This is a genomic window from Bacteroides eggerthii, assembly GCF_025146565.1.
In the GTDB taxonomy this organism is placed as follows: Bacteria; Bacteroidota; Bacteroidia; order Bacteroidales; family Bacteroidaceae; genus Bacteroides; species Bacteroides eggerthii.
On sequence record NZ_CP102258.1, the window covers coordinates 2,461,886 to 2,483,080 of the forward strand.

Consider the following 21,195-nt stretch of genomic DNA (forward strand, 5'->3'; position numbering starts at 1 on the left):
CCTTTCTAAAAGATATGAGATATGAAAAAATATGAACTCTTTCTAATATTGTCAACCGCTTTCCTGTCGGTGTCCTGTACGGATAGTTTTTTTGATTTGGAGCCGAGCAGCAGTGTGCCTACGGACAAAGTTTATAAAACGGCCGAAGATTTCAATGTAGCGGTCATCGGATGTTACTCAAAACTGCAAACGCAGGTGAACTTTTTTACAGAATGTTGTGAATACCGAAGTGATAACCTGTATTTAAGTGCTCCCACCACCGGTACGCAAGACCGGTACGACATAGACCAGTTTTCCGATAAACCATCGAATGGTATTCTGCAAAATGCCTGGGCTAACTTTAACAATGGTGTATACCGCTGCAATTTAGTGCTGGATAAAATCGACGGGGCGGATTTTAATGAAACGTTGAAAAAACAGTATAAGGCCGAGGCGTTGTTCATACGGGCCCTAACGTATTTTAATATGTATCGCTTGTGGGGTGGAATACCGATGACCGACAAAGTTGTAACTGTTTCCGAGGCTTTAGCTATCGGACGTAGTTCGGAACAGCAGGTCTACGATTTCCTGACCGGTGATCTGAAACAGATAATAGATGATAATATGTTACCTCAGTCGTATACGGGCAATGAAGTGGGACGCGTCACTTTGGGGGCTGCCAAAGCGCTTTTGGGTAAAGTGTATCTCACTTTCCATAAATGGGAGGAAGCGAGGGATATTCTATCTCAGGTTATAGGCAAATACAGTTTGATGGCTTCTCCTGATAAAGTATTCGATGTGGATAATAAGATGAACAACGAGATAATTTTTGCAGTTCGTTTCAATAAGGAATTAGAAGGCGAAGGACATGGCTATTGGTTTTCTATTACAAACCTGGGAGATGATACTAACCAAACGGAGGCTTTGAAGAAATGCTATTCGGACGCTGATGATAAACGTAAGGAATTGATAGAATATACACAAGTGGAGAGCAAGGTCTTTGTGCTGAAGAAATTTAAAGATACAAAGAGTGCCACTTATAACACTGTGGGTAATGATCAAATTGTTCTCCGATATGCTGATGTCCTGCTTATGTATGCGGAGGCTCTAAATGAAATAGAGTACAGCAATTCGCAGACTTCAGATGCAATGAATGCTCTGAATTCGGTTCACATGCGTTCATGCAGCTCTTCGATACAGATTGCTGACCTTCCTGATAAAGACAGTTTCCGAAAGGCCATTATGTTGGAACGCCAGCGTGAATTCCCCTATGAAGGACACCGGTGGTTCGACCTTGTACGAATGGGTGGAGCCAAAGATGCCATGAAGGCGGAAGGACATGAAATTCAGGATTATCAGTTCCTGTATCCCATTCCCAAGACAGAGCTGGAGCGTGTCAATAATGAAAAGCTCCTTTGGCAAAATCCCGGATATTGATTTCTTGTTAAACTTAAAGAAACAGACCATGAAAAAAGTAATATATAGTTTGTTATTGGTCTTTGCAGCAGTTTTCATTGCATGTGAAGAAGAACTGCCGAAAGCCAATTTTGATTTGTATGAGTTGAAATCCCTCGAAGCGACCGCCGGAGATATGAGTGTGATGCTGGCATGGGAAGACTATGAAAACGCCCGTCCGTCCGAATATCTGGTTGTATGGGATGCCGGAAATGCCGGATCTGATGGCGGACAGATGACAGTGGAAGCTGGTAAAAAGAGTGTGGTTGTTGAGAATCTGGAAAATGATATGACTTACAGCTTTTCCGTACAGCCCCGTTATGCGAACGGGCTGGCCGGTAAGACTTCCGTCAAGAGCACTCCAAAGAATGCACGTTATCCTGTGACCGACCTGTCAGCTACCGCCGGTAGTGAACGGGTGCGGCTGAGTTGGACTAAGCCCAACAGCGAACGTTTCACTAACTATCAGATAACGGTGAATCCGGGTGGTAAGGTGATAACGTTGGATGATACTTCCTTGGAGTTTTATGTAGTAGACGGGTTGGTGAATGATACGGAATACACCTTTAGCATGATAGCTTCTTATCCTACTGGAAATTCCGAAGTCGTTGAGGCTTCTGCTACTCCGGGAAAGTTATCTCCTATTTTGATAGACCAATCCGATAAGACGGAATTGATACTTTGGGAGTCTGCAACGTTTACGCTGAATGATATGTTTTTCATGGGTGGTGATGTTCAGTCGGTAAGCTGGGATTTTGGTGACGGAACAATCTCTACCGAGCTAAGCCCTCAACATGCCTATGGAACTGTTAAAGATAAATATACCGTATCTGTAACTGTGACTTATACAAACGGTACTGCTGATACGGGAAGTATGGATGTTGCAGTGGTGAATTATAAGTGGAATTCGATTAAGCTGCAATCGGGTAACTACACCGGATATGTGAAAGTCTCTAATCCTGTATTCTCTCCGGATGGAAAGACAATGTATATTCCTACTTCCACTCCGGCCGGACACTTGTTTGCCATAGATGTGGCTACGGGAGATTTTAAATGGGTATATGGTATTGATGCGCTTACCTATGGCGGGGGTGCGTTGGTAGGTGATGATGGAACTGTTTATCAATGTGATGCCACCAATAGAGTATATGCTATCACTCCTAATGGTGATACAAAATGGACTGTACAGTTGGACGGTGCAACAGGCGCTTTTCCTGCATTGTCGAAAGATGGAGTGCTCTATTGTCTTACCAATAAGATTACTTTGTATGCACTCGATACCAAAGACAATGGCAAGATATTATTTCAGGAGACATTAGGTACAGGTGGTAATGGCAGCGCAGTGGCTGTTGACAAAGATGGCAATGTATATGCCGGTACCAGTCTTGGAATTTTCTTTTTCGATGCTTCGGGAGGAAAACGCTTTGAGCCTCTGACAGGCGTCAATGTGACAGAACGTGGTTCATTTGCTTTGAATGGGAATCATTTATATGCAACATTAAAAGCTACCGGTGGACTGATTTCTGTAGATATGGTAACAGGGAAGAAAGAATGGACTTATAATTCGGGAATAGGAACAGACTCTTATTTTCCGATAGTGGATAAGAATGGAGTGGTCTATTTTACAGATAAAGGTGCAAAAAACAAAAATGCGCATGTGTATGCGGTAAATGCTTCGGGAAATTTGGAGTGGTCTAAGGAAATAGGTACCAATCAACAGTTAACTTATAACGGAGTTACATTGGGAGCTGATGGCTACTTGTATGTAGGACATAGCGGAGGAAAGAAAGTGTGGAAGTTGGACACGAACAGTAACGGAGCATTGACAGAGGTGCAAAATGTCGGACAAAATGTGATGGCAGGAGTTACGATCGGTCCGGACAGACGCTTGTATTTTGGTACGGTTGAAAGTAATAATATAGGTTCTGTTAAGGCTGTCACTGTAAACACACTTTCCGAAACATCTTCTTGGAGTATGCGTGGCGGTGATCTTCAAGGTACCAATCGGCAGAAATAAGTATAAATTTAAAGATATAGAAAATCTATGAACAAGATAAGAAAAATACGATATATCCTTTGCTGTTTGTTGGCAGTGGGGATTATGGGGTGCAGTGACGATGATAATAATAGCATTGTAACGGGGTATGAAGGAATACTCGATAACCTTGCCGCATCGGTAAATGCAACGTCGCAGGAGTTGTGGAGTACATCTCCCCTGGTTCTTGATGCGAAGCGTACGGATGCAATGGAGAAACTCCAAGATTATGCAGATAAATGCAAGGCCGACTACTTCAGTGTCTTCCTTTCCGGATATGATCAAACAAGTTTAAATATGGCTAAATCCGATTCCATATTGTATTTTTATCGTACAGCGTTTGAACGTGTTCTGGATGGTGTGAAAAGCTCTACCGTAGAAAACGGAACTGCACAAATATGGTTGCTTTACAATATGGGATATATAATAAAGACTCCTTCCGGGTGTTTCGGTATAGATATATCTCATCGTTGGGCCGAGGAGTTCGCTCCTTATCTGGATTTCCTGTGCGTTACGCACAAACATTCTGACCATTATAGTAACAATTTGATTCAGGCTATGTATGATTTGGACAAACCGGTCCTCTCTAATTATTTGCAACCGGTTGCTTCGTATCCATTTTATTCTAAAAAATCCGAGGAGTATACGATTGGCAATTTTAAAATTCGCACATGTATTACCAATCACAATGAAGCGAGCCTAAAAAACTTTGTAACCGTTTTCTATATAGATTGCGGTGACGATGCAGGCGGTTTGACTTTAATACATACAGGAGATTCTAACTTTAAGCCTGTGCAGTATGCTGATATTACCGATGCCAATGACGTCAATCATCATGTCAATGTTTTGATTCCCCGTTATGCTCCCAATGCGTTGACCGAAAATGATATTATCGGTACCGGGACAGGACAAGTGACTCCTGACTATGTATTGCTGTCACATGTTCTTGAACTTTCGCATGCAGATGAGGAAGATTCCCGATGGACTGTGCAGAGTGCTTGGGAACGTGCTTCAAAGATTAATTGTCAACAAACATATGTGCCTATGTGGGGTGAAAAGTTAGTTTGGAAAAATGGTAAATTGAACTGATGAAGAAATATATACTTATGACAGTACTGTCCACTCTTTCATTCATTTGCCATGCGCAACAGTATGAAGTGGGGACAACTACTGCCATCTGGAAAAATCCGGTGGCAGCAGATTTTATGGAAGCGAAAATGCAGGGAGTGCATTATATAGAAGTGGCTCTTAACCAGTGTTATCGGGGAGTGCCGGCAGAAGAAGTGATACCTCGTATCAAACTGATGAAGAGTAGGGTGGATAGTGCCGGTATTCAGGTATGGTCTATTCATCTGCCTTTTTCCCGAACCTTGGATATTTCGGTTTTGGATGACTCGCTTCGTGCAAAAAATGTTCGTTTCATGGCGCAGATGATAGAGCAATGCGGACAGTTCAAACCGGCCCGGTTGGTTCTGCATCCAAGTTCAGAACCAATAGCGGATAGTGTTCGTGCCCGGCGTATAGTGAATGCGCAGCGTTCTATTATGTACCTGAAACCATATGCCGATCGTATAGGGGCGCAGTTGTGTATTGAAAATCTGCCGCGTACTTGTTTAGGAAATACGCCTGAAGAACTCTTGGAGATTATTTGCGGTATTCCCGGAGTGAAAGTTTGCTTTGATACGAATCATTATAGCAAAGGTTCTATTGAGCATTTCATGAAGATATTGGGCCGGCATATAGGAACAATCCATGCTTCGGATTTTGACTTAGTAAACGAAAGCCATTGGCTTCCCACACAGGGAAAAATAGATTGGCAGCGTTTTGTAAAAGAACTGAGAAGCAATGGATATAAGGGAGTATTTATGTACGAGGCTATGAAAGATTGCGACCATAATAAGGCGCGTCCTGTTCCGTCACGTATCTACGAAACTTTTAAAAATATAACAGGCAGTGAGTAGTGAATAGCCGTATAATAAACCGTTAAAAGAAATGTTTTATGAAGAAAGTATATTTGTTTTTATTGTTATGTGTTTGTATCCAGTTGAGCTGGGGGCAGGATAGGGCTACTGAAATCAGAAACACTTTTTTAAGTGGAAATACTTCTCAACTTTTAGTCGTCGCTCATCGTGCCGATTGGCGCAATGCTCCCGAAAACTCTTTGCAAGGTATTCAGAATTGCATTGACATGGGGGTTGATATGGTGGAAATAGATCTGAAGAAAACAAAGGACGGGCATCTTGTCCTGATGCATGATAAACTGATTAACCGTACAATGAACGGAAAAGGACGTCCGGAGGATTATACCTTGGCAGAATTGAAAGCATTAAGGTTGAAAAACGGTGCCGGTTGTAAAACGCGCCATCAAATTCCTACTTTTGAAGAGGTTATGACTTTATGTAAAGGTAAGATCATGGTGAATGTGGACAAGGGCTATGACTATTTTAAAGAAGCATACGCAATTCTTGAAAAGACAGGTACGGTGGGGCAGTGTGTGATGAAAGCCGGTTTGCCTTACGAGCAGGTGAAGTCTGAAAACGGTGATGTATTGGACAAAATGATTTTCATGCCTGTTGTGAATTTGCAGAAAGCGGATGCGGAAGCAGTCATAGATAGCTATCTCACGCACATGAGCCCTAAGGCTTTTGAGTTGGTGTTCAACAACGACGGTCCTGAAGTACTGCGTCTGATAGATAAAGTTCGTTCCAGCGGTGCCCGTATCTTCATCAACAGCCTTTGGCCGGAACTCTGTGGGGGTCACGATGATGATCGTGCCGTAGAGCTGCATGAGCCTGATGAGAGTTGGGGCTGGATCATCGGCCGGGGAGCGAAGCTGATTCAGACCGACCGTCCTGCCCTGTTGCTTGATTATTTGCGAGCGAAAAAATTACACAACTAACCGTTGTACCTTGTTCTTGGGGAAACGGTACTTTGCCTAAGAGGCATTCCTCACCGGGGAACGTCCCTTCCGGCGCCGGGAAATCTATTGCCCGGCACCGGAAAGGCATCCGTTCCCCGGTTTCTGAACATTTAAACTAAAAAGTATTATGTTGAAACATTTGATAAGTTTTTACAAGGTTTCTCAGCCGAAACCTTGTAGCGGGGAGCCTTTGTCCATGCAGCAAAGGAGTTTGAAACGGTTGCAATGGTCCACCTTCCTTTCCGCAACCTTGGGATATGGGATGTATTATGTCTGCCGTCTGAGCCTGAATGTGGTGAAGAAGCCTATTGTAGAGGAAGGTATCTTTTCGGAAACCGAACTGGGCATTATCGGTGCGGTGCTTTTCTTTACCTACGCTGTAGGCAAGTTCACAAACGGTTTTCTAGCCGACCGGAGTAATATCAACCGTTTCATGTCCACCGGGTTGCTTGTGACTGCATTGGTAAATCTTTTCCTCGGTTTTGTGCACTCCTTTATTCTTTTTGCCATTCTTTGGGGCATCAGCGGCTGGTTCCAGTCCATGGGCGCTGCTTCTTGCGTCGTCGGTCTTTCCCGTTGGTTTACTGACAAGGAGCGCGGTTCTTTCTATGGTTTTTGGAGTGCCAGCCATAATATTGGGGAGGCGATGACATTTATCATCGTGGCTTCCGTAGTCAGTGCCTTTGGCTGGCGCTATGGTTTTCTGGGTGCCGGTCTTGTGGGGCTTATAGGAGTTTTGGTCATTTGGCGTTTTTTCCATGATAGCCCGCAGAGTAAAGGTCTTCCGGCTGTCAACGTCCCCCGGGCGAAAAAAGCAATGAATGCTTTGGAAACTGAGGAGTTTAACCGGGCCCAGAAGTCAGTCTTGAAGAATCCTGCTATCTGGATACTTGCTTTCAGCAGTGCTTTCATGTATATCAGCCGGTATGCGGTGAATAGTTGGGGTGTGTTCTATCTGCAGGCGGAGAAGGGTTATTCTACGCTTGATGCGAGTTTCATCATTTCCATCAGTTCGGTTTGCGGTATTGTCGGTACGATGTTTTCGGGTGTTATCTCCGATAAGTTTTTCGGCGGTCGCCGTAATATTCCGGCATTGATTTTCGGTCTGATGAATGTGGTGGCTCTCTGCCTCTTCCTGCTTGTTCCCGGTGTACACTTTTGGCTGGATGCTTTGTCCATGGTGCTTTTCGGGCTTGGCATCGGTGTGCTGATTTGCTTTTTGGGTGGCTTGATGGCTGTTGACATTGCTCCCCGCACAGCTTCGGGGGCAGCTTTGGGTGTGGTTGGCATTGCGAGTTATATCGGTGCGGGTTTGCAGGATGTGATGAGTGGTGTACTGATTGAGGGTAATAAGCATGTTGTCAACGGTGTTGAAGTTTATGACTTCACTTATATCAACTGGTTCTGGATAGGGGCTGCATTGATGTCTGTATTGTTGGCATTGCTGGTGTGGAATGCGAGGAATAGGGAGTAGTATTCTTTAGAGGAGACAGAAGAAGCGTATCACCTTTTCGAAAACCGATTGGAAGGGGTAATTAAGGTTGCGATAACGGGAAGCGGAGCTGCCAAAAAGCTACGGCAGCAGCGGCAGCTACATTGAGCGAATCGACTCCATGTGACATGGGGATGCGGACTACATAATCGGCTTCGGCAATCGTTTTGTGTGATAGCCCGTCACCTTCAGTACCCATTACGATAGCCAGCTTTGGCTCGTTTGCCAAGATAGGGTCGTCAATAGAGATAGAATCATCTGTAAGTGCCATAGCTGCAGTACGGAATCCTAAATCATTAAGTTTGCCGAGAGGGCCGTCCAGCCATGTCCATGGTACGAGGAATACCGAACCCATAGACACTCTTACTGCACGACGATTGAGCGGATCGCAGGAAGTAGGAGTGAGCAGTACGGCATCTATGCCGAGGGCAGCAGCCGAACGGAAGATTGCCCCGATATTGGTAGTGTCAACCACTCCGTCCACTACTACGATGCGACGGGCTTTCCGGCATACTTCTTCAATACAGCGCGGCTTAGGACGACGCATAGCACATAGGACACCGCGTGTAAGAGTATATCCGGTGAGAGTGGAGAGCAACTCCCTCTCTCCGGTATAGACGGGAATGTTGCCACTGCGTTCAATAATGGTGGCTGCATCGCCTGTAATGTGCTTCTGCTCGCACAAAAGAGCTAACGGTTCGTAGCCTGCATCCATAGCGACAGAAATAACTTTGGGACTTTCTGCTATGAAGATGCCTTTGGAGGGTTCGATACGGTTGCGTAGCTGTGCTTCGGTGAGTGTACTGAAGATTTCTACCCCCGGCTGTGAAAGGGAGGTTATTTCTATGATGGGCATGTTACTATTAAATGGCTTTTTGTGAATGATGCTTTGGTTGTTATTTGTAATATAAATGATTTATTACGCAAAGGTAATCACAACGAAACATGTGCTGTTATGGCAACAGGAGTGTTGTTTCCAATGTTTCAAATGTTCTGTACTCTATAATAGAAAAATTCTGCATACATAATTGATATTCTCATTACTTATGTATGCAGAATCTTATGCACACCACACATCTAAACTATTAAACGTATTTGTGGTATTACAGAGACGCACTGTATCTGATCAATACATATCCGCCTACTATCTGCATTGCCATTCCCGGCAGGCCGATGCGGAAATCCTGTACAGCTTGGAAGAAGCTGCCAACCATGGCCCATTCGCCTAAAGTACCTGCTATCTGATAGAACAGTACAACAGCCAATAAGATAGGGAGGGAAATGCGGTTGAAACGGTGTGCTGCCCAACCGGCGGCTATTGCCAGCAATACGGACTTCAGCAAGATGGCGGGGAGTACTGCCGGAAGCGGCATTCCGAACAATAATGAATTGGCTATCGGGGAAAGAACTGCAGTCAGCAATCCCACTTTCCAGCCGAATTTATATGCGCCGATTAAGGTGAAGAAATAAATGGGCAACCATGTTATGCCGCCTTGCGGTATAAGGTGGAAAAGTTGGGGTAATGCCATATTGCCTGCAATGAACAATGCGGCTATCAAGTAAGTTTTTACGTTGCTGTAATCCAGCGAATAGAGTTTTACAGTTTTTGTTTCCATATTCTTATAGTTTAAAGAGTAATCATTTAGTTTAAAGAATAACCATTTTTTATGTTTACAAAGTTATAACTATTATTTCAAACAGATACGGTTTTGGCAACAGTAATGTCCGAATTAGTCAGAAGTTGATATTCACTCCGCCCATAAAAGTCGCTTTGGGCATCGGAAAACCGGCATTTATTTCGTAGCGCTGTGCCAACAGGTTTTCACCTCTTACGAAAATATCGGCATACCGGCATAAACGGTAATTGGCACGCAGGTTCCAGAGAACAAAACTTTCTTTTCTCTCTTTGCCTTTGTTCACGTTGGTGTATAGATCCTTTATATATTGCAGACCCGTCGAAACCCTCCAACGCCCTTGTGTGAAATCAGCCCCTGCATAGAGTTTATGACCGGGAGCGGCCACCACCGGATTCTCCATGTGCAGCCAGCTGTAATTGGCGTTTATCTGCCAGCAAGAAGTGATGCGGTAGCTGATATTGCTTTCAACGCCCCAATTCTCTATTTCACCCGTATTTATGTTTTTGGGTTTACCGTCGGTGGGAACGGTCATAATCATGTTGTCTCCGTCAATATAATAGAGATTTATGCCATAAAATAAAGCGCCGTCCAATGCCCGCTGTGAGAATGACAATTCGTAATTCATCAGGCTTTCCGCCCTTAAATCCGGGTTTTGCGGCGGGAACATATACATCTCGCGAATGGTGGGGTTGCGGAACCCCTTGCTCACCATTGCTTTCATCTCCGTCTGTTCGGGCAGGTGGAATGAGAGTCCTCCTTGCGGTATCCATTCCGTACCCACATGTGAGTGGTGGTCCACGCGGATACCTGCATTGAGAGACAACCAGTCGCCGAGATCCTGACGAAAGTCAACGTATCCGGCAAACTCATCCATTTGTTTGTCTACTCCCGGAATATGTTCGCCGGTAGCCACCATTTTGTTCCATGACTTGCCGCCGAAGTGTTGATAGTCGAAACCTACGGTGAGGCGGTTGCCGGCGAAGAGCGTTGCGCTTTGATACCATGACACGCCCAGCATCCTGTCTTTAGAGTTGAAGTGGGATTCCTGCGGTGTTCCGCCGGGATGATAGCCGTCATTGATTTTATGGCGTCCCCAGTTGTAGAAGAAGCTCAGGGCGCCGGAACTCTTTTCATAATGGTTTTCGAGGGCGAATGAAGCCATGCCGCGTGTGATGCGGGAGTCGTTGTCTATATATGGATTATCGGTTTCGCCCGAATTGGATGCCTTGAACCGGGTGATGTTTACGTCACCCCACACTTTCCAAGCGGCATTGAAATCATATCCCAGTTTGGCATAACCGCCGTACTGCTCGAATTCCATGTTCTCCCGATGCCCGTCGGTGCGGTTGTACGAGCCGGTAACGATACTGTTGAAACGCCCTTTTCTGATGCGGTTGGAGAGTTCCGTCTGCAATGTGTTGTACGAGCCGTAACCGATTTGCGCATTGGTCTTTATGCCGTCTTCCTGCATCTTACGGGTCACGATATTGATGACGCCTCCCATTGCATTGGAGCCGTACAGCACTGAAGCCGGGCCGCGAAGAACTTCCACCCGGTCGGTCAGCATCGTCTGGTAGGCATCGGCAATGGGGTGTCCCATTAGTCCCATATATTGAGGATGTCCGTCAATCAGTACCAGCAGACCAGCCGTAGGGCTTCCGCCGATGCCGCGCAGACTCATTCCGCCTGCTGCTCCGGTGGAGACGCCATACCCCATGATGCCGCGGCTTGTGGTGAATAGGCCGGGCACTTGTTCTGTCAGTACGGGCAGGACAGAGGGCTGGAAGCTCTGTTCCAGCACCTTGCGGTTGACTACGGAGATGGTCATCGGCAGATGTCGTACGTCCGTTTCGTTTCTTGTTCCCGTCACTACTACTTCATCTATGGTCAGGCTTCGGGCAACGCGCGTGCTGTCTTTGGCCGTTTGCGCCAATCCTGTCATAGCCCAAATGCCGGATACCGAAAGGAGTAATATTACTTTTTTTCTCATCTGTACTACAACGTCTCCTGTTTCAGTTTTTCTACAAAGCTGTCTATTTCCCGTAGTTTCTTGGGAATATTGATGCTTTGCGGGCAGTGCGGGGTGCATTGGTCGCATCCGGTGCAATGGCTGGCCTGACGAAGTTTCGGTACGCTGCGGTCATAGCCGATGAGGAAGGCCCGGCGGGCTTCGCGGTAGTGCTCGTCCTGACTGCTTTTGGGGACATTGCCCTCATTGACGCATCGGTTGTAGTGCAGCAGAATGGCCGGGATGTCCAGTCCGTAGGGGCAAGGCATGCAATATTTGCAGTCGTTGCATGGAATGGTGGGGTAGGCGAGCATCATCTGCGCCGTATCTTCCAGCAGAGCCATTTCGGCTTCCGTACAAGGATCGAGAGGGGAGAAAGTGCGGAGGTTGTCCTGCAAATGCTCCATATACGTCATGCCGCTCAGTACTGTCAGCACATTGGGGAACGTTCCGGCAAAGCGGAAAGCCCAGGAAGCCGTACTGCTTTGCGGTCGGTGCTGTTTCAGACGTGCCACCAAGTGGTCGTTCAGTTTGGAAAGACGTCCGCCCAATAGCGGTTCCATGATGATGGCGGGTATGCCGCGCTTTACGAGTTCTCCATACAGATATTCGGCGTTGACGTTGTTGCCCGAAGCATGTTTCCAGTCTGCATAGTTGAGCTGTATCTGTACGAAATCCCAGTGTATCCGGTCGTGCATGGCCAATATTTCGTCGAAGACATCCACCGTTCCATGATATGAGAATCCCAAATTGCGGATACGCCCGGCTTTGCGCTCTTCCATTAGGAAATCGATGATGCCGTTGTCGATGTATCGTGCCTGAAAGGTCTTGATACCGCCATTGCCGACGGAGTGCAGCAGATAATAATCGATGTAGTCCACCTGCAAATCCTCGAATGATTTCCGATACATGGCGATTGAGTTTTCGCGGGTGTAGTTGGAGAAGTTTGACAGTTTGGTGGCTATCAGGAATTTCTCACGCGGATGGCGTTTCAGTGCTATGCCGGTTGACTTCTCCGACCAGCCCTGCACATATACGGGCGACGTATCGAAATAGTTTACGCCATGGGCAATGGCATAGTCAACCAGTTCGTTGACGGTTTCCTGATCCACTTCATCACCGTTTCCGTCTGCCCGTTTCCGGGTGGGCCAGCGCATGCAGCCGTAACCCAGTATGGATACGCGGTCGCCTGTTGTAGGGTTGGTGCGGTAGACCATTTTGTCGGTAGGTATCTCGCCTGATGCGGCCGATTCGCTGTCCGAACTGTTCTTTTGGCCGGAGCAACCGTACAATGCAGTTGCCGAAGCGAGTGTTCCTGCGCCGGCGAGTTTGAAGAAATCCCGGCGGTTTATTTTATTGTTGTTATTGTTCTTTTCCATAATTGATTATCATTGTTTATCACCCTATCATTTTATTACATCCTACACTGTCCTGTGCATGATATGCCCTTCCACATAGATAGCGCTGAACGGGCGTGACGGACAAAGATTCTCACATGCTCCGCAGCCGATGCAGCGCTCGGTGTTGACAACCGGTATTTTTCTGGATTCCGGGTTTTCGGGGTCTGAAGCTACCATTTGTATTGCGCCAACCGGACAATGACGGGCGCAGTTGCCACATTCCACATCGTCGGTGATGCAGATGCAATTTTCCTTTATCCATACGGCGTGCCCTATCTGAATGGCCGATTTATCGGCTTTCGTTATGGGGCGGATGGCGCCTGCCGGACACACTTCCGCACACTTGGTGCACTCAGGCCGGCAATAGCCGCGTTCGTAGGACATTTCCGGTTGCATCAGTCGTGTGAGGTCGGAGGAAGGACGCAGCACTTGGTTGGGACATACCGATACGCAGAGTTGGCAGGCCGTACAGTGTTGCGCAAAGTTGCGGGCGCTCATTGAGCCCGGAGGAGTGATGGCAGTGGCGCGTTCAGGTATTTTCTTTTCCTCGATGGCTGCCAATCCGCCGTCCACTTTTTTCTCTTGCGCCTTTAGGGCGGTTGTTGTGGCCAATATTGCCGTTGCGGAGAGAAAAGCGCGCCGGGAATCGTCGACCGGTTGGGCGGAAGCGGTTTCTTCTCCGGCAGATGTCCGGTGTGTGTTTGACTTATGGCGGCGGGTATAGGTGATAGCTCCCTGTTTGCATTTATCCAGACAGTCCATGCACGCTACGCAGCGGCTGTAATCTATTTCGTGGGCTTTGGAGTTGATGCAGGACGCCTTGCAGTTGCGGGCGCAAAGTCCGCAGCCGTTGCACTTCGTGGTGTCTATGACGGGTTTGAAGAGGGAGTATTTGGACAGGAAACCGAGCACCGTACCCACCGGGCAAATCGTGTTGCAGTAGGTGCGCCCGCCTCTCCATGCCAAGATGAACAGTACGATAAAAGTAATTGCGGCTATGATGAAGGTGGACAGGCTTTTCATCCACACCTCCGTTTCGTAGAAGGCATAGCTGTCTGCCCGCTCCGCCAGGTATGCCAGCAGGTTGTTACCCCATTGATAGACAGGAGCAAAAAGGTTGGAAGCGATACGCCCGTAGGAGCTGTATGGCTCAAGCAGCGAAGCGACGGCATGGAAACGTACGCCTGCAACGAGGGTGACGAAAAACAATGCCAACATTCCATAGCGCAGCCATTTTCGTGCGGGGGAATAGCGGAAACGGTTTTTCTTCCGTTTGCCGGCAAACCGGGAAATGACATCCTGAAATACACCGAGAGGACAGATTACGGAGCAATAGACGCGTCCGAACAGTAAGGTCAATACAACAAGCAGCAGTACTACACCTACGTTTAGTGCGAGTAGTGCGGGGAGGAATTGTATCTTTGCCATCCATCCCATATATCCATGCAGTGTTCCGCTAAAGTCGAGGAACAGAAGTGTGATGAGCGCAAAGAATACAATTGCAAGTGTCAGTCTGATAGTACGTAACATAAGCATAATAGTTTTATCGTTACAAAAATACGGAGTTTATGGTAAGTTTTTGTATATGGATTACGTTTGTTTTTACCGATTTTACAGGAAAAACTTGTTTCCGGTTCTGTTTTTGTTTTTTTTAAGAATTATAGGTGGTATGACAGATTCGTCCTCACCGCCCAATCCGTTTCAACGGGCGGCAAAGAACAGTCTTTTCTTTGGAAGCAGCACTTAGGCCGAGGCAAGGGGACAGGCTGAGGTTAGGGAATGAGACTTCCTGTTTATAACATGGATGATGCATCGAACGACAGCGGCAACAATGCGCCTACACTGCCCAGTTCATAGATGCCTGTTTTCCCGAACAGCAGTACACGCATGGGATGTTTGAAGCGTTTTTCCGTTTCGAGCATCACCTGCCGGCAGGCCCCGCATGGCGGAATAGGCTCTTCCAGAAATTCTCCGCACTCGTTGCGGGCGGCTATGGCAAGAGTCTCTACGGCTTGGCCGGGGTACTGGGAGTTGGCATAAAACAAGGTGGTGCGTTCCGCGCAAAGTCCCGACGGATAGGCTGCATTCTCCTGATTGGTTCCTGTAACGATTGTATTGTCGGACAGGCGTGCCGCTGCCCCTACCGAGAAGTGCGAATAGGGAGCATAGCTGCGGTGGGTGGCTTGGCAGGCGGCGTCTATCAGCTCGCGGTCGGCAGCGCTCAATTCTTCATATTCGTATATCTTGATTGCAATTTGTATGTTCAGGTCCTTCATAGAGTAATAGTTTATTGTAATTAATGTTACAAAGATAGGAAAGAGATTGGTTTTTTCAATTCTTTTGCAGACTTTTGTGTCAAAATCAACTTTTTAAGCATGAAACCTATTTTCAGACTGACTGCTATCGTAGCACTTCTCCTCATTTCCGTAGCTGTGCAGGCGCAGCGCAGGAACTCCCGTTACAATGAATACATCAAACAATATGCCCCCCTTGCCGTAGAGCAGATGAGGGAACACCGGATACCGGCCAGCATTACACTGGCGCAGGGGTTGCTGGAAAGTGGTGCCGGACAAAGCACGCTGGCGCGTAAAAGCAACAACCATTTCGGCATAAAATGTGGCAGTAACTGGCGCGGGCGCAGCGTGAGGCATGATGATGATGCACGCAACGAGTGTTTCCGCGCTTATCGCAATCCGAAAGACTCTTATGAAGACCATTCGCTTTTCCTGAAACGCGGTGCACGCTATGCTTTCTTGTTCAAACTGAAAATCACCGATTACAGAGGGTGGGCGCGCGGCCTGAAAAAAGCGGGATATGCCACAGATCCTTCCTATGCCAACCGCCTGATAACCATTATCGAGGATTATGACTTATATAAGTACGACACGCGCGGCCTGAGCAACCGGGAAGCCCGCAATCTGGAGAAGGAGTTGAAGAAGAAGCCTTGGCTTGCCAATCCGCATCAGGTGTATATTGCCAATGACATTGCCTATGTTGTGGCTCGTGACGGAGACACTTTCCAGTTCTTGGGCAAGGAGTTCGACATCAGCTGGCGGAAACTGGTGAAATATAATGACCTGCATAAAGACTATACTTTGGAGGCCGGCGACATTATCTATCTGAAAGGAAAACGCAAGAAAGCCGCCAAGCCCTACACCGTTTATATCGTGAGAGACGGAGACTCCATGCACTCCATTTCGCAGAAGTACGGCATCCGCCTGAAGAACCTGTATAAGATGAATCGGAAAGATGCGGAATATGTGCCGGAAGTGGGAGACAGATTGCGCTTGAGATAACAGGACGGCGGGCGGAATGAAAACCGTAACTTGCTGACTGGTTGAATGGTTGATGTCCCACTCTGTTCCGTCGTTGTGGGACATTCATTCAGTCGTATAGGGAAATGCTTTCAGTCGTATTGGGAGGTGCGTTCAGTCGTATTGGGAAATCCGGTATCCATATACACGAAAAAAGTCAGGGATTTATCCGAAAATGTACAGAGTGTCCGAAAACGGACACTCTTCTTTTTTGCCTTCATGCTTGTTTTCAGTGGTTTACGCTTTTGGCACGAATTTCGCAAGTATCAGGGTGGGAAGCGTTGGTTGTCCGTTTCTGCAACAGAACGGGGCGGAGGTGCGACAACCGGCGAAGACATCAACCGATAAACAAAAAACAAGAGATATGGATAGAGAAATTCCGAAAGAGGTTCGTAACAAAGAACGTAATAAGAAAATCATTCGTTATGGCGGTATGGGTGCTGCGGGCATCGTTGTCGTCAGCCTGCTCATTTCGCTGATGCGTGCCGGAGTGAAAGAGAAAGATCTCGTGTTCTCACAGGTGAGCCGGGGCACGATCGAGGTCAGCGTGAGCGCTTCGGGAAAGGTGGTCCCGGCTTTCGAGGAGATCATCAATTCGCCCATCAGTACCCGCATCCTGGAAGTATATAAGAAAGGTGGAGACAGTGTGGACATAGGCACGCCCATCCTGAAGCTGGACTTGCAGAGCGCCGAGACCGACTACAAGCAGAAACTGGACGAGGAACAGATGCGCAGCTACAAATTGAAGCAGCTCAAGCTGGAGAACATGACCAAGCTGAATGACTTGCAGATGAAAGTGAAGGTTGCTGCCATGCAACTGAATCGCAAGAAAGTGGAGTTGCGCAATGAGCAATATCTCGACAGTCTCGGGTCCGGCACTACCGACAAGGTGCGTCAGGCGGAGCTGAGCTATAATGTGGCGGAGCTGGAATACGAACAACTGAAACAGCAGTATGCCAATGAGAAAGAAGTGCTGAATGCGGAATATCAGGTTCAGGAGTTGGATTTCAGTATTTTCAAGAAAACGCTGGCCGAAACGAAGCGTACATTGGACGATGCGCAGATCCGTTCGCCTCGGAAGGCTATTCTCACCTATATCAACAATCAGATCGGTGCGCAGGTGGCAGAGGGCTCGCAGATTGCCGTCATCTCCGATTTGAGCCATTTCAAGGTGGAGGGTGAGATAGCCGATACGTATGGCGATCGCGTATCGGCCGGCGGCAAGGCCGTTGTAAAGATTGGCAATGAAAAGCTGGAGGGCTCGGTCAGCAGTGTCACTCCGCTGTCCAAAAACGGCGTTATCTCCTTTACCGTACAACTGAATGAGGATAACAACCGCCGCCTCCGTTCGGGCTTGAAGACAGATGTCTATGTGATGAACGCAGTGAAGGAGGATGTGATGCGCATAGCCAATGCCTCTTACTATGTGGGACGCGGGGAATATGAACTGTTTGTCCGCAATTCCGACAAGGAGATTGTGAAGCGTAAAGTGCAGTTGGGCGACTCGAACTTTGAATTTGTAGAAGTGGTAGGCGGTTTGCAACCGGGCGATGAAGTGGTGGTGAGCGACATGAGCCAATACAAGAACAAGAATAAACTGAAACTGAAATGATACGGATTTTCCGATCCCCTTTCTTACTGAATGAAAACAGAGTAATAACAATTAAATACTTACCATTATGATTAAGTTGACCGGCATCAATAAGATTTATCGTACTAACGAAATTGAAACCGTAGCATTGGAGAATGTAAACCTCGAAGTGAACAAAGGAGAATTTTTGAGTATTATGGGCCCTTCAGGTTGCGGCAAATCTACTTTACTGAACATTATGGGCCTGCTGGATGCGCCTACCAGCGGTACGATTGAAATAGCCGGCACTAAGGTGGACGGCATGAAAGACAAAGAACTGGCAGCTTTCCGTAACCGGAAGCTGGGATTCGTGTTCCAGTCTTTCCATTTGATTAACTCATTGAATGTACTGGACAATGTGGAGTTGCCCTTGCTGTATAGAAAGGTTTCGGCCAAGGAACGCCGCCGTCTGGCAGAGGAGGTGTTGCAGAAGGTGGGGCTGAGCCACCGTATGCGCCACATGCCGACACAGCTGTCCGGCGGTCAGTGCCAGCGTGTTGCCATTGCACGCGCCATCGTCGGTAATCCGGAGATAATACTCGCCGATGAGCCCACCGGTAACCTGGATTCCAAAATGGGTGCGGAAGTGATGGAACTGCTCCATCAGTTGAATAAAGAAGACGGACGCACCATCGTGATGGTGACCCATAACGAAGAACAAGCCAAACAAACCAGCCGCACCGTACGCTTCTTCGACGGCCGTCAGGTAGAATAACTCCCGTAATTCATAAATTCATAATTCATAATTCATAATTAAAATGCAGACCATTCGTCAAGCCTTTATACTCTTACGGCAGAACCCTCTACTGAGCACCATATTCATATTGGGTACGGCATTTGCCATCACCATGATTATGGCGATTGTGATTACTTGGCAGATGAAATATGCCGATATTGAGCCGGAAGTGAACCGCAGCCGCTCTCTCTATATAAGCAAGATGCATTTGCAGGGTAAGGAAAACAAAGGCTGGAATAATTATACAGCCTGTTCGCCGGCTTTCATGAAGGACTGTGTGCAGCCATTGCCCGAAGTAGAGGCCTGTACGGCATTTGTTCCGGCATCGGTCGCTCTGGTTTCTATGCCCGACGGCACCAATGCGGTGAAAGTGGATGCCATGGAAACCGACCCGGGATTCTGGAAAGTGTTCCGGATGCAGTTTGTTGCAGGACGGGGATTTGATGATTCCGACCGGGGTGGCGATGGGTCCGCCATTGTCGTGGTTGCTTCTGTGGCGCGGGAACTGTTCGGCACGACGGATGCGGTGGGCAAGACGGTGCTGCTGAACCGTAACGAAGCGCGTATTTGCGGGGTGGTAAAGGATGTTTCGGTCATTGCGAAGGATGCTTATGCGCAAGTGTGGCGCATGTATCCTGCCAGTTTGCAGGATGTCACTTCCGTCCGGAGTTATGCCCAATCGCATACGGTGGTGGCGCTGGCACGTTCTTCCGGGGATATTCCGGCCATCAGGCAAGGAATAGCAAAACGGGTGAAAGACATCAATGCCGTACAGACTGAAATGCTGATGGACATCATGGAGCAGCCCGATGAAATAGTGGCGCATGTCAATCATGTGTGGGCCAACATAGGACCGGATTTGCGGATGTTGTACATACAGTACCTTCTGGCATTGCTCATTGTTCTTTTAGTACCGTCGCTCAACCTGTGCGGCCTGAGCAACAGTCGTATGCAGCAACGCATCAGCGAGCTGGGCGTACGTAAGGCATTCGGAGCGACGCGCAGCGTATTGATAAGGCAGATATTGAATGAAAACCTCGTACTGACCCTGATTGGTGGAGCAGTGGGGCTGGTGTTCAGCTATCTGGCAGTGTATGGCATGCGTACGTGGCTGTTCACCAATAATCAGAACATCGGTACTTCCGGCGATTTCGACCTGAGCATGTCGGTGCTGTTCAGCCCTACGGTGTTTTGCCTGGCATTTCTTTTCTGTCTGGTCATCAACCTGCTGAGCGCAGGCCTGCCTACGTGGCTTGCCGCACGACACACGATTGTGGATTCTTTGAACGATAAATAAAGCGAAATTGATTATGAAATTCATAGTACATAACTTACGTATGATTCGGGCGCGTCTCCGTAGTAACGGATGGGTGCTTGCAGAACTGTTTCTGGTGTTTATCGTGATGTGGTTTCTTTGCGATTCGCTGGGATGCCTGAAGTATACGTTCTATCGCCCGTTGGGGTACAACATAGACCATGTGTACCAGCTTTCAATGATTACGGGCGGTGAAAGCCGGGACAGCAGCATGACCAATGCGGATAAATATCTGAGCATCCTGCAGAAGCTCGAAAGGGAGCCGGCGGTTGAAGTGGCCGCCCTGTCGTATTGGAGTCTGCCGATGAGCGGCAATAATTCTTATAACTCGCTGGCTGTGCAGGATACCATCGGATGCGAACTGCGTATAATAAACGCTACCGGGGGATATACGCGGGTATTCCGCATGAAGGAAGATGCCAAACGTTCGTTTGCGGCAATGCCTGTGGGTAGTGATGTCACGTCCGGCAATTATGTGATGCTGAGCGAGGGTGCGGCCGACTATTATAAGGAAAGAGTACCCGGCTTCTCTTTGGATACTCCTTTGAACTGGTACGGAGATTCCACGAATGTGGTAACTCAGTGCGGTATGATCGGCAGTTTCCGTTCTTATCGCTATGGGGCGGATGCAAAGTGGGTTTTCCGGAGAATTGACGAGAATGTGATACGGACCGAATTGCGGGATTATGGAGCGCAGATTGTTTTTCGTGTGAAGGAAAACATGGACTCTCCCGATTACCGGAGCAAGTTCCTGAAAGAGATAGCACCGCATCTGGACACCGACAATATGTTCATAGCCGACGTCGTTCCTTATACGGAGCAGCAATATCAGTTTGAGGTGATGAAAGGCGATGTGGACAAGGTGAATACGCAAACGGTTGTGGTGCTGTTCCTGTTGGTGAATGTGTTTCTGGGGCTGATAGGTACTTTCTGGTTCCGTACCCGTCGCCGTCGCAATGAAATAGCTTTGCGGCTTGCCATGGGCAGCACGAAGAAACAGATATTCTGCCTGCTCATGGGAGAGGGATTGCTGTTGCTGACTCTTGTTGCGCTGCCCGCCATGCTTGTCTGCTATAATGTGGGCGTTGCCGAATTTATAATGGGACATACGGAACTGATTACCACCTGGCCGGTGGAATGGAGCTTCCTGCGTTTCCTGCTGGGTTCGTTGGGTGCATGGCTGCTGATAGCGCTGATGGTGGTGACTGGAATATGGTTTCCGGCACGACAGGCTATCGACATACAGCCGGCAGAGGCGTTGCATGAAGAATAGA

18 protein-coding genes are annotated in these 21,195 nt (G+C 47.8%); 12 read left to right on the forward strand and 6 right to left on the reverse strand.

From position 1 onward, the window contains the following. The first annotated feature begins 21 nt into the window (after positions 1–21). The 6 genes from NQ546_RS10130 to NQ546_RS10155 all read left to right on the forward strand — a co-directional run bounded on the left by NQ546_RS10130 (position 22) and on the right by NQ546_RS10155 (position 7,863). Positions 22–1,416, forward strand: coding sequence for a RagB/SusD family nutrient uptake outer membrane protein (locus NQ546_RS10130; protein ID WP_004290031.1), 1,395 nt, complete (start codon positions 22–24; stop codon positions 1,414–1,416). Positions 1,417–1,444: 28 nt separating this feature from the next. Continuing rightward, entirely contained in the window at positions 1,445–3,451 is a 2,007-nt protein-coding gene (locus NQ546_RS10135; RefSeq protein WP_021940694.1) for an outer membrane protein assembly factor BamB family protein, read from the forward strand. 27 nt (positions 3,452–3,478) lie between these two features. Then, positions 3,479–4,558, forward strand: coding sequence for an MBL fold metallo-hydrolase (locus NQ546_RS10140; protein ID WP_004290033.1), 1,080 nt, complete (start codon positions 3,479–3,481; stop codon positions 4,556–4,558). Continuing rightward, positions 4,558–5,430 carry a sugar phosphate isomerase/epimerase family protein gene (locus tag NQ546_RS10145; protein WP_004290034.1) on the forward strand — a complete coding sequence of 291 codons (873 nt, stop codon included), beginning with the start codon at positions 4,558–4,560 and terminating at the stop codon, positions 5,428–5,430. Before NQ546_RS10140 ends, NQ546_RS10145 begins: the two co-directional genes overlap by 1 nt. A 38-nt stretch (positions 5,431–5,468) precedes the next feature. Further along, a complete protein-coding gene (locus tag NQ546_RS10150) occupies positions 5,469–6,368 on the forward strand; it encodes a glycerophosphodiester phosphodiesterase family protein (protein WP_004290035.1) in 900 nt (299 codons plus the stop codon). Between the two features lie 148 nt (positions 6,369–6,516). Next, the gene (locus tag NQ546_RS10155; RefSeq protein WP_004290037.1) at positions 6,517–7,863 is read left to right on the forward strand and encodes an MFS transporter; all 1,347 of its coding nucleotides are present in this window, start codon (positions 6,517–6,519) and stop codon (positions 7,861–7,863) included. A 61-nt stretch (positions 7,864–7,924) separates the two neighbouring features. Here the strand turns inward: NQ546_RS10155 and NQ546_RS10160 are convergent, their stop codons facing one another. The 6 genes from NQ546_RS10160 to cdd all read right to left on the reverse strand — a co-directional run bounded on the left by NQ546_RS10160 (position 7,925) and on the right by cdd (position 15,202). After that, on the reverse strand, positions 7,925–8,737 hold the full coding sequence (locus NQ546_RS10160) for a TrmH family RNA methyltransferase (protein ID WP_004290038.1): 813 nt from the start codon (positions 8,735–8,737) through the stop codon (positions 7,925–7,927). A 247-nt stretch (positions 8,738–8,984) separates the two neighbouring features. Beyond that, the gene (locus NQ546_RS10165) at positions 8,985–9,497 is read right to left on the reverse strand and encodes a hypothetical protein (protein WP_004290040.1); all 513 of its coding nucleotides are present in this window, start codon (positions 9,495–9,497) and stop codon (positions 8,985–8,987) included. A 118-nt stretch (positions 9,498–9,615) separates the two neighbouring features. Next, positions 9,616–11,508 carry a TonB-dependent receptor gene (locus NQ546_RS10170; protein ID WP_004290041.1) on the reverse strand — a complete coding sequence of 631 codons (1,893 nt, stop codon included), beginning with the start codon at positions 11,506–11,508 and terminating at the stop codon, positions 9,616–9,618. Between the two features lie 5 nt (positions 11,509–11,513). Then, the gene (locus NQ546_RS10175; protein WP_004290042.1) at positions 11,514–12,905 is read right to left on the reverse strand and encodes an aldo/keto reductase; all 1,392 of its coding nucleotides are present in this window, start codon (positions 12,903–12,905) and stop codon (positions 11,514–11,516) included. A gap of 42 nt (positions 12,906–12,947) precedes the next feature. After that, complete coding sequence (locus tag NQ546_RS10180) at positions 12,948–14,456, reverse strand: 4Fe-4S binding protein (protein ID WP_004290043.1); 1,509 nt, start codon at positions 14,454–14,456, stop codon at positions 12,948–12,950. 263 nt (positions 14,457–14,719) lie between these two features. Continuing rightward, the gene (gene cdd / locus NQ546_RS10185) at positions 14,720–15,202 is read right to left on the reverse strand and encodes a cytidine deaminase (RefSeq protein WP_004290045.1); all 483 of its coding nucleotides are present in this window, start codon (positions 15,200–15,202) and stop codon (positions 14,720–14,722) included. Positions 15,203–15,301: 99 nt separating this feature from the next. Here cdd and NQ546_RS10190 point away from each other — a divergent pair, with 99 nt between their 5' ends. From NQ546_RS10190 to NQ546_RS10215, 6 genes are all read left to right on the forward strand, one after another. Then, positions 15,302–16,222: a glucosaminidase domain-containing protein gene (locus tag NQ546_RS10190; RefSeq protein WP_004290046.1), complete on the forward strand. Its 921-nt coding sequence runs from the start codon at positions 15,302–15,304 to the stop codon at positions 16,220–16,222. 45 nt (positions 16,223–16,267) lie between these two features. Beyond that, positions 16,268–16,588 (forward strand): hypothetical protein, encoded by a 321-nt coding sequence (locus NQ546_RS10195; RefSeq protein WP_147293903.1) that lies wholly within the window; start codon positions 16,268–16,270, stop codon positions 16,586–16,588. A gap of 16 nt (positions 16,589–16,604) precedes the next feature. Then, complete coding sequence (locus tag NQ546_RS10200) at positions 16,605–17,852, forward strand: efflux RND transporter periplasmic adaptor subunit (RefSeq protein WP_004294768.1); 1,248 nt, start codon at positions 16,605–16,607, stop codon at positions 17,850–17,852. 67 nt (positions 17,853–17,919) lie between these two features. After that, positions 17,920–18,585, forward strand: coding sequence for an ABC transporter ATP-binding protein (locus NQ546_RS10205; RefSeq protein WP_004290049.1), 666 nt, complete (start codon positions 17,920–17,922; stop codon positions 18,583–18,585). Between the two features lie 43 nt (positions 18,586–18,628). Beyond that, positions 18,629–19,903: an ABC transporter permease gene (locus tag NQ546_RS10210; RefSeq protein ID WP_004290050.1), complete on the forward strand. Its 1,275-nt coding sequence runs from the start codon at positions 18,629–18,631 to the stop codon at positions 19,901–19,903. Positions 19,904–19,916: 13 nt separating this feature from the next. Continuing rightward, positions 19,917–21,194, forward strand: a complete 1,278-nt coding sequence (locus tag NQ546_RS10215; protein ID WP_004290051.1) for an FtsX-like permease family protein — start codon at positions 19,917–19,919, stop codon at positions 21,192–21,194. Position 21,195 lies beyond the last annotated feature (1 nt).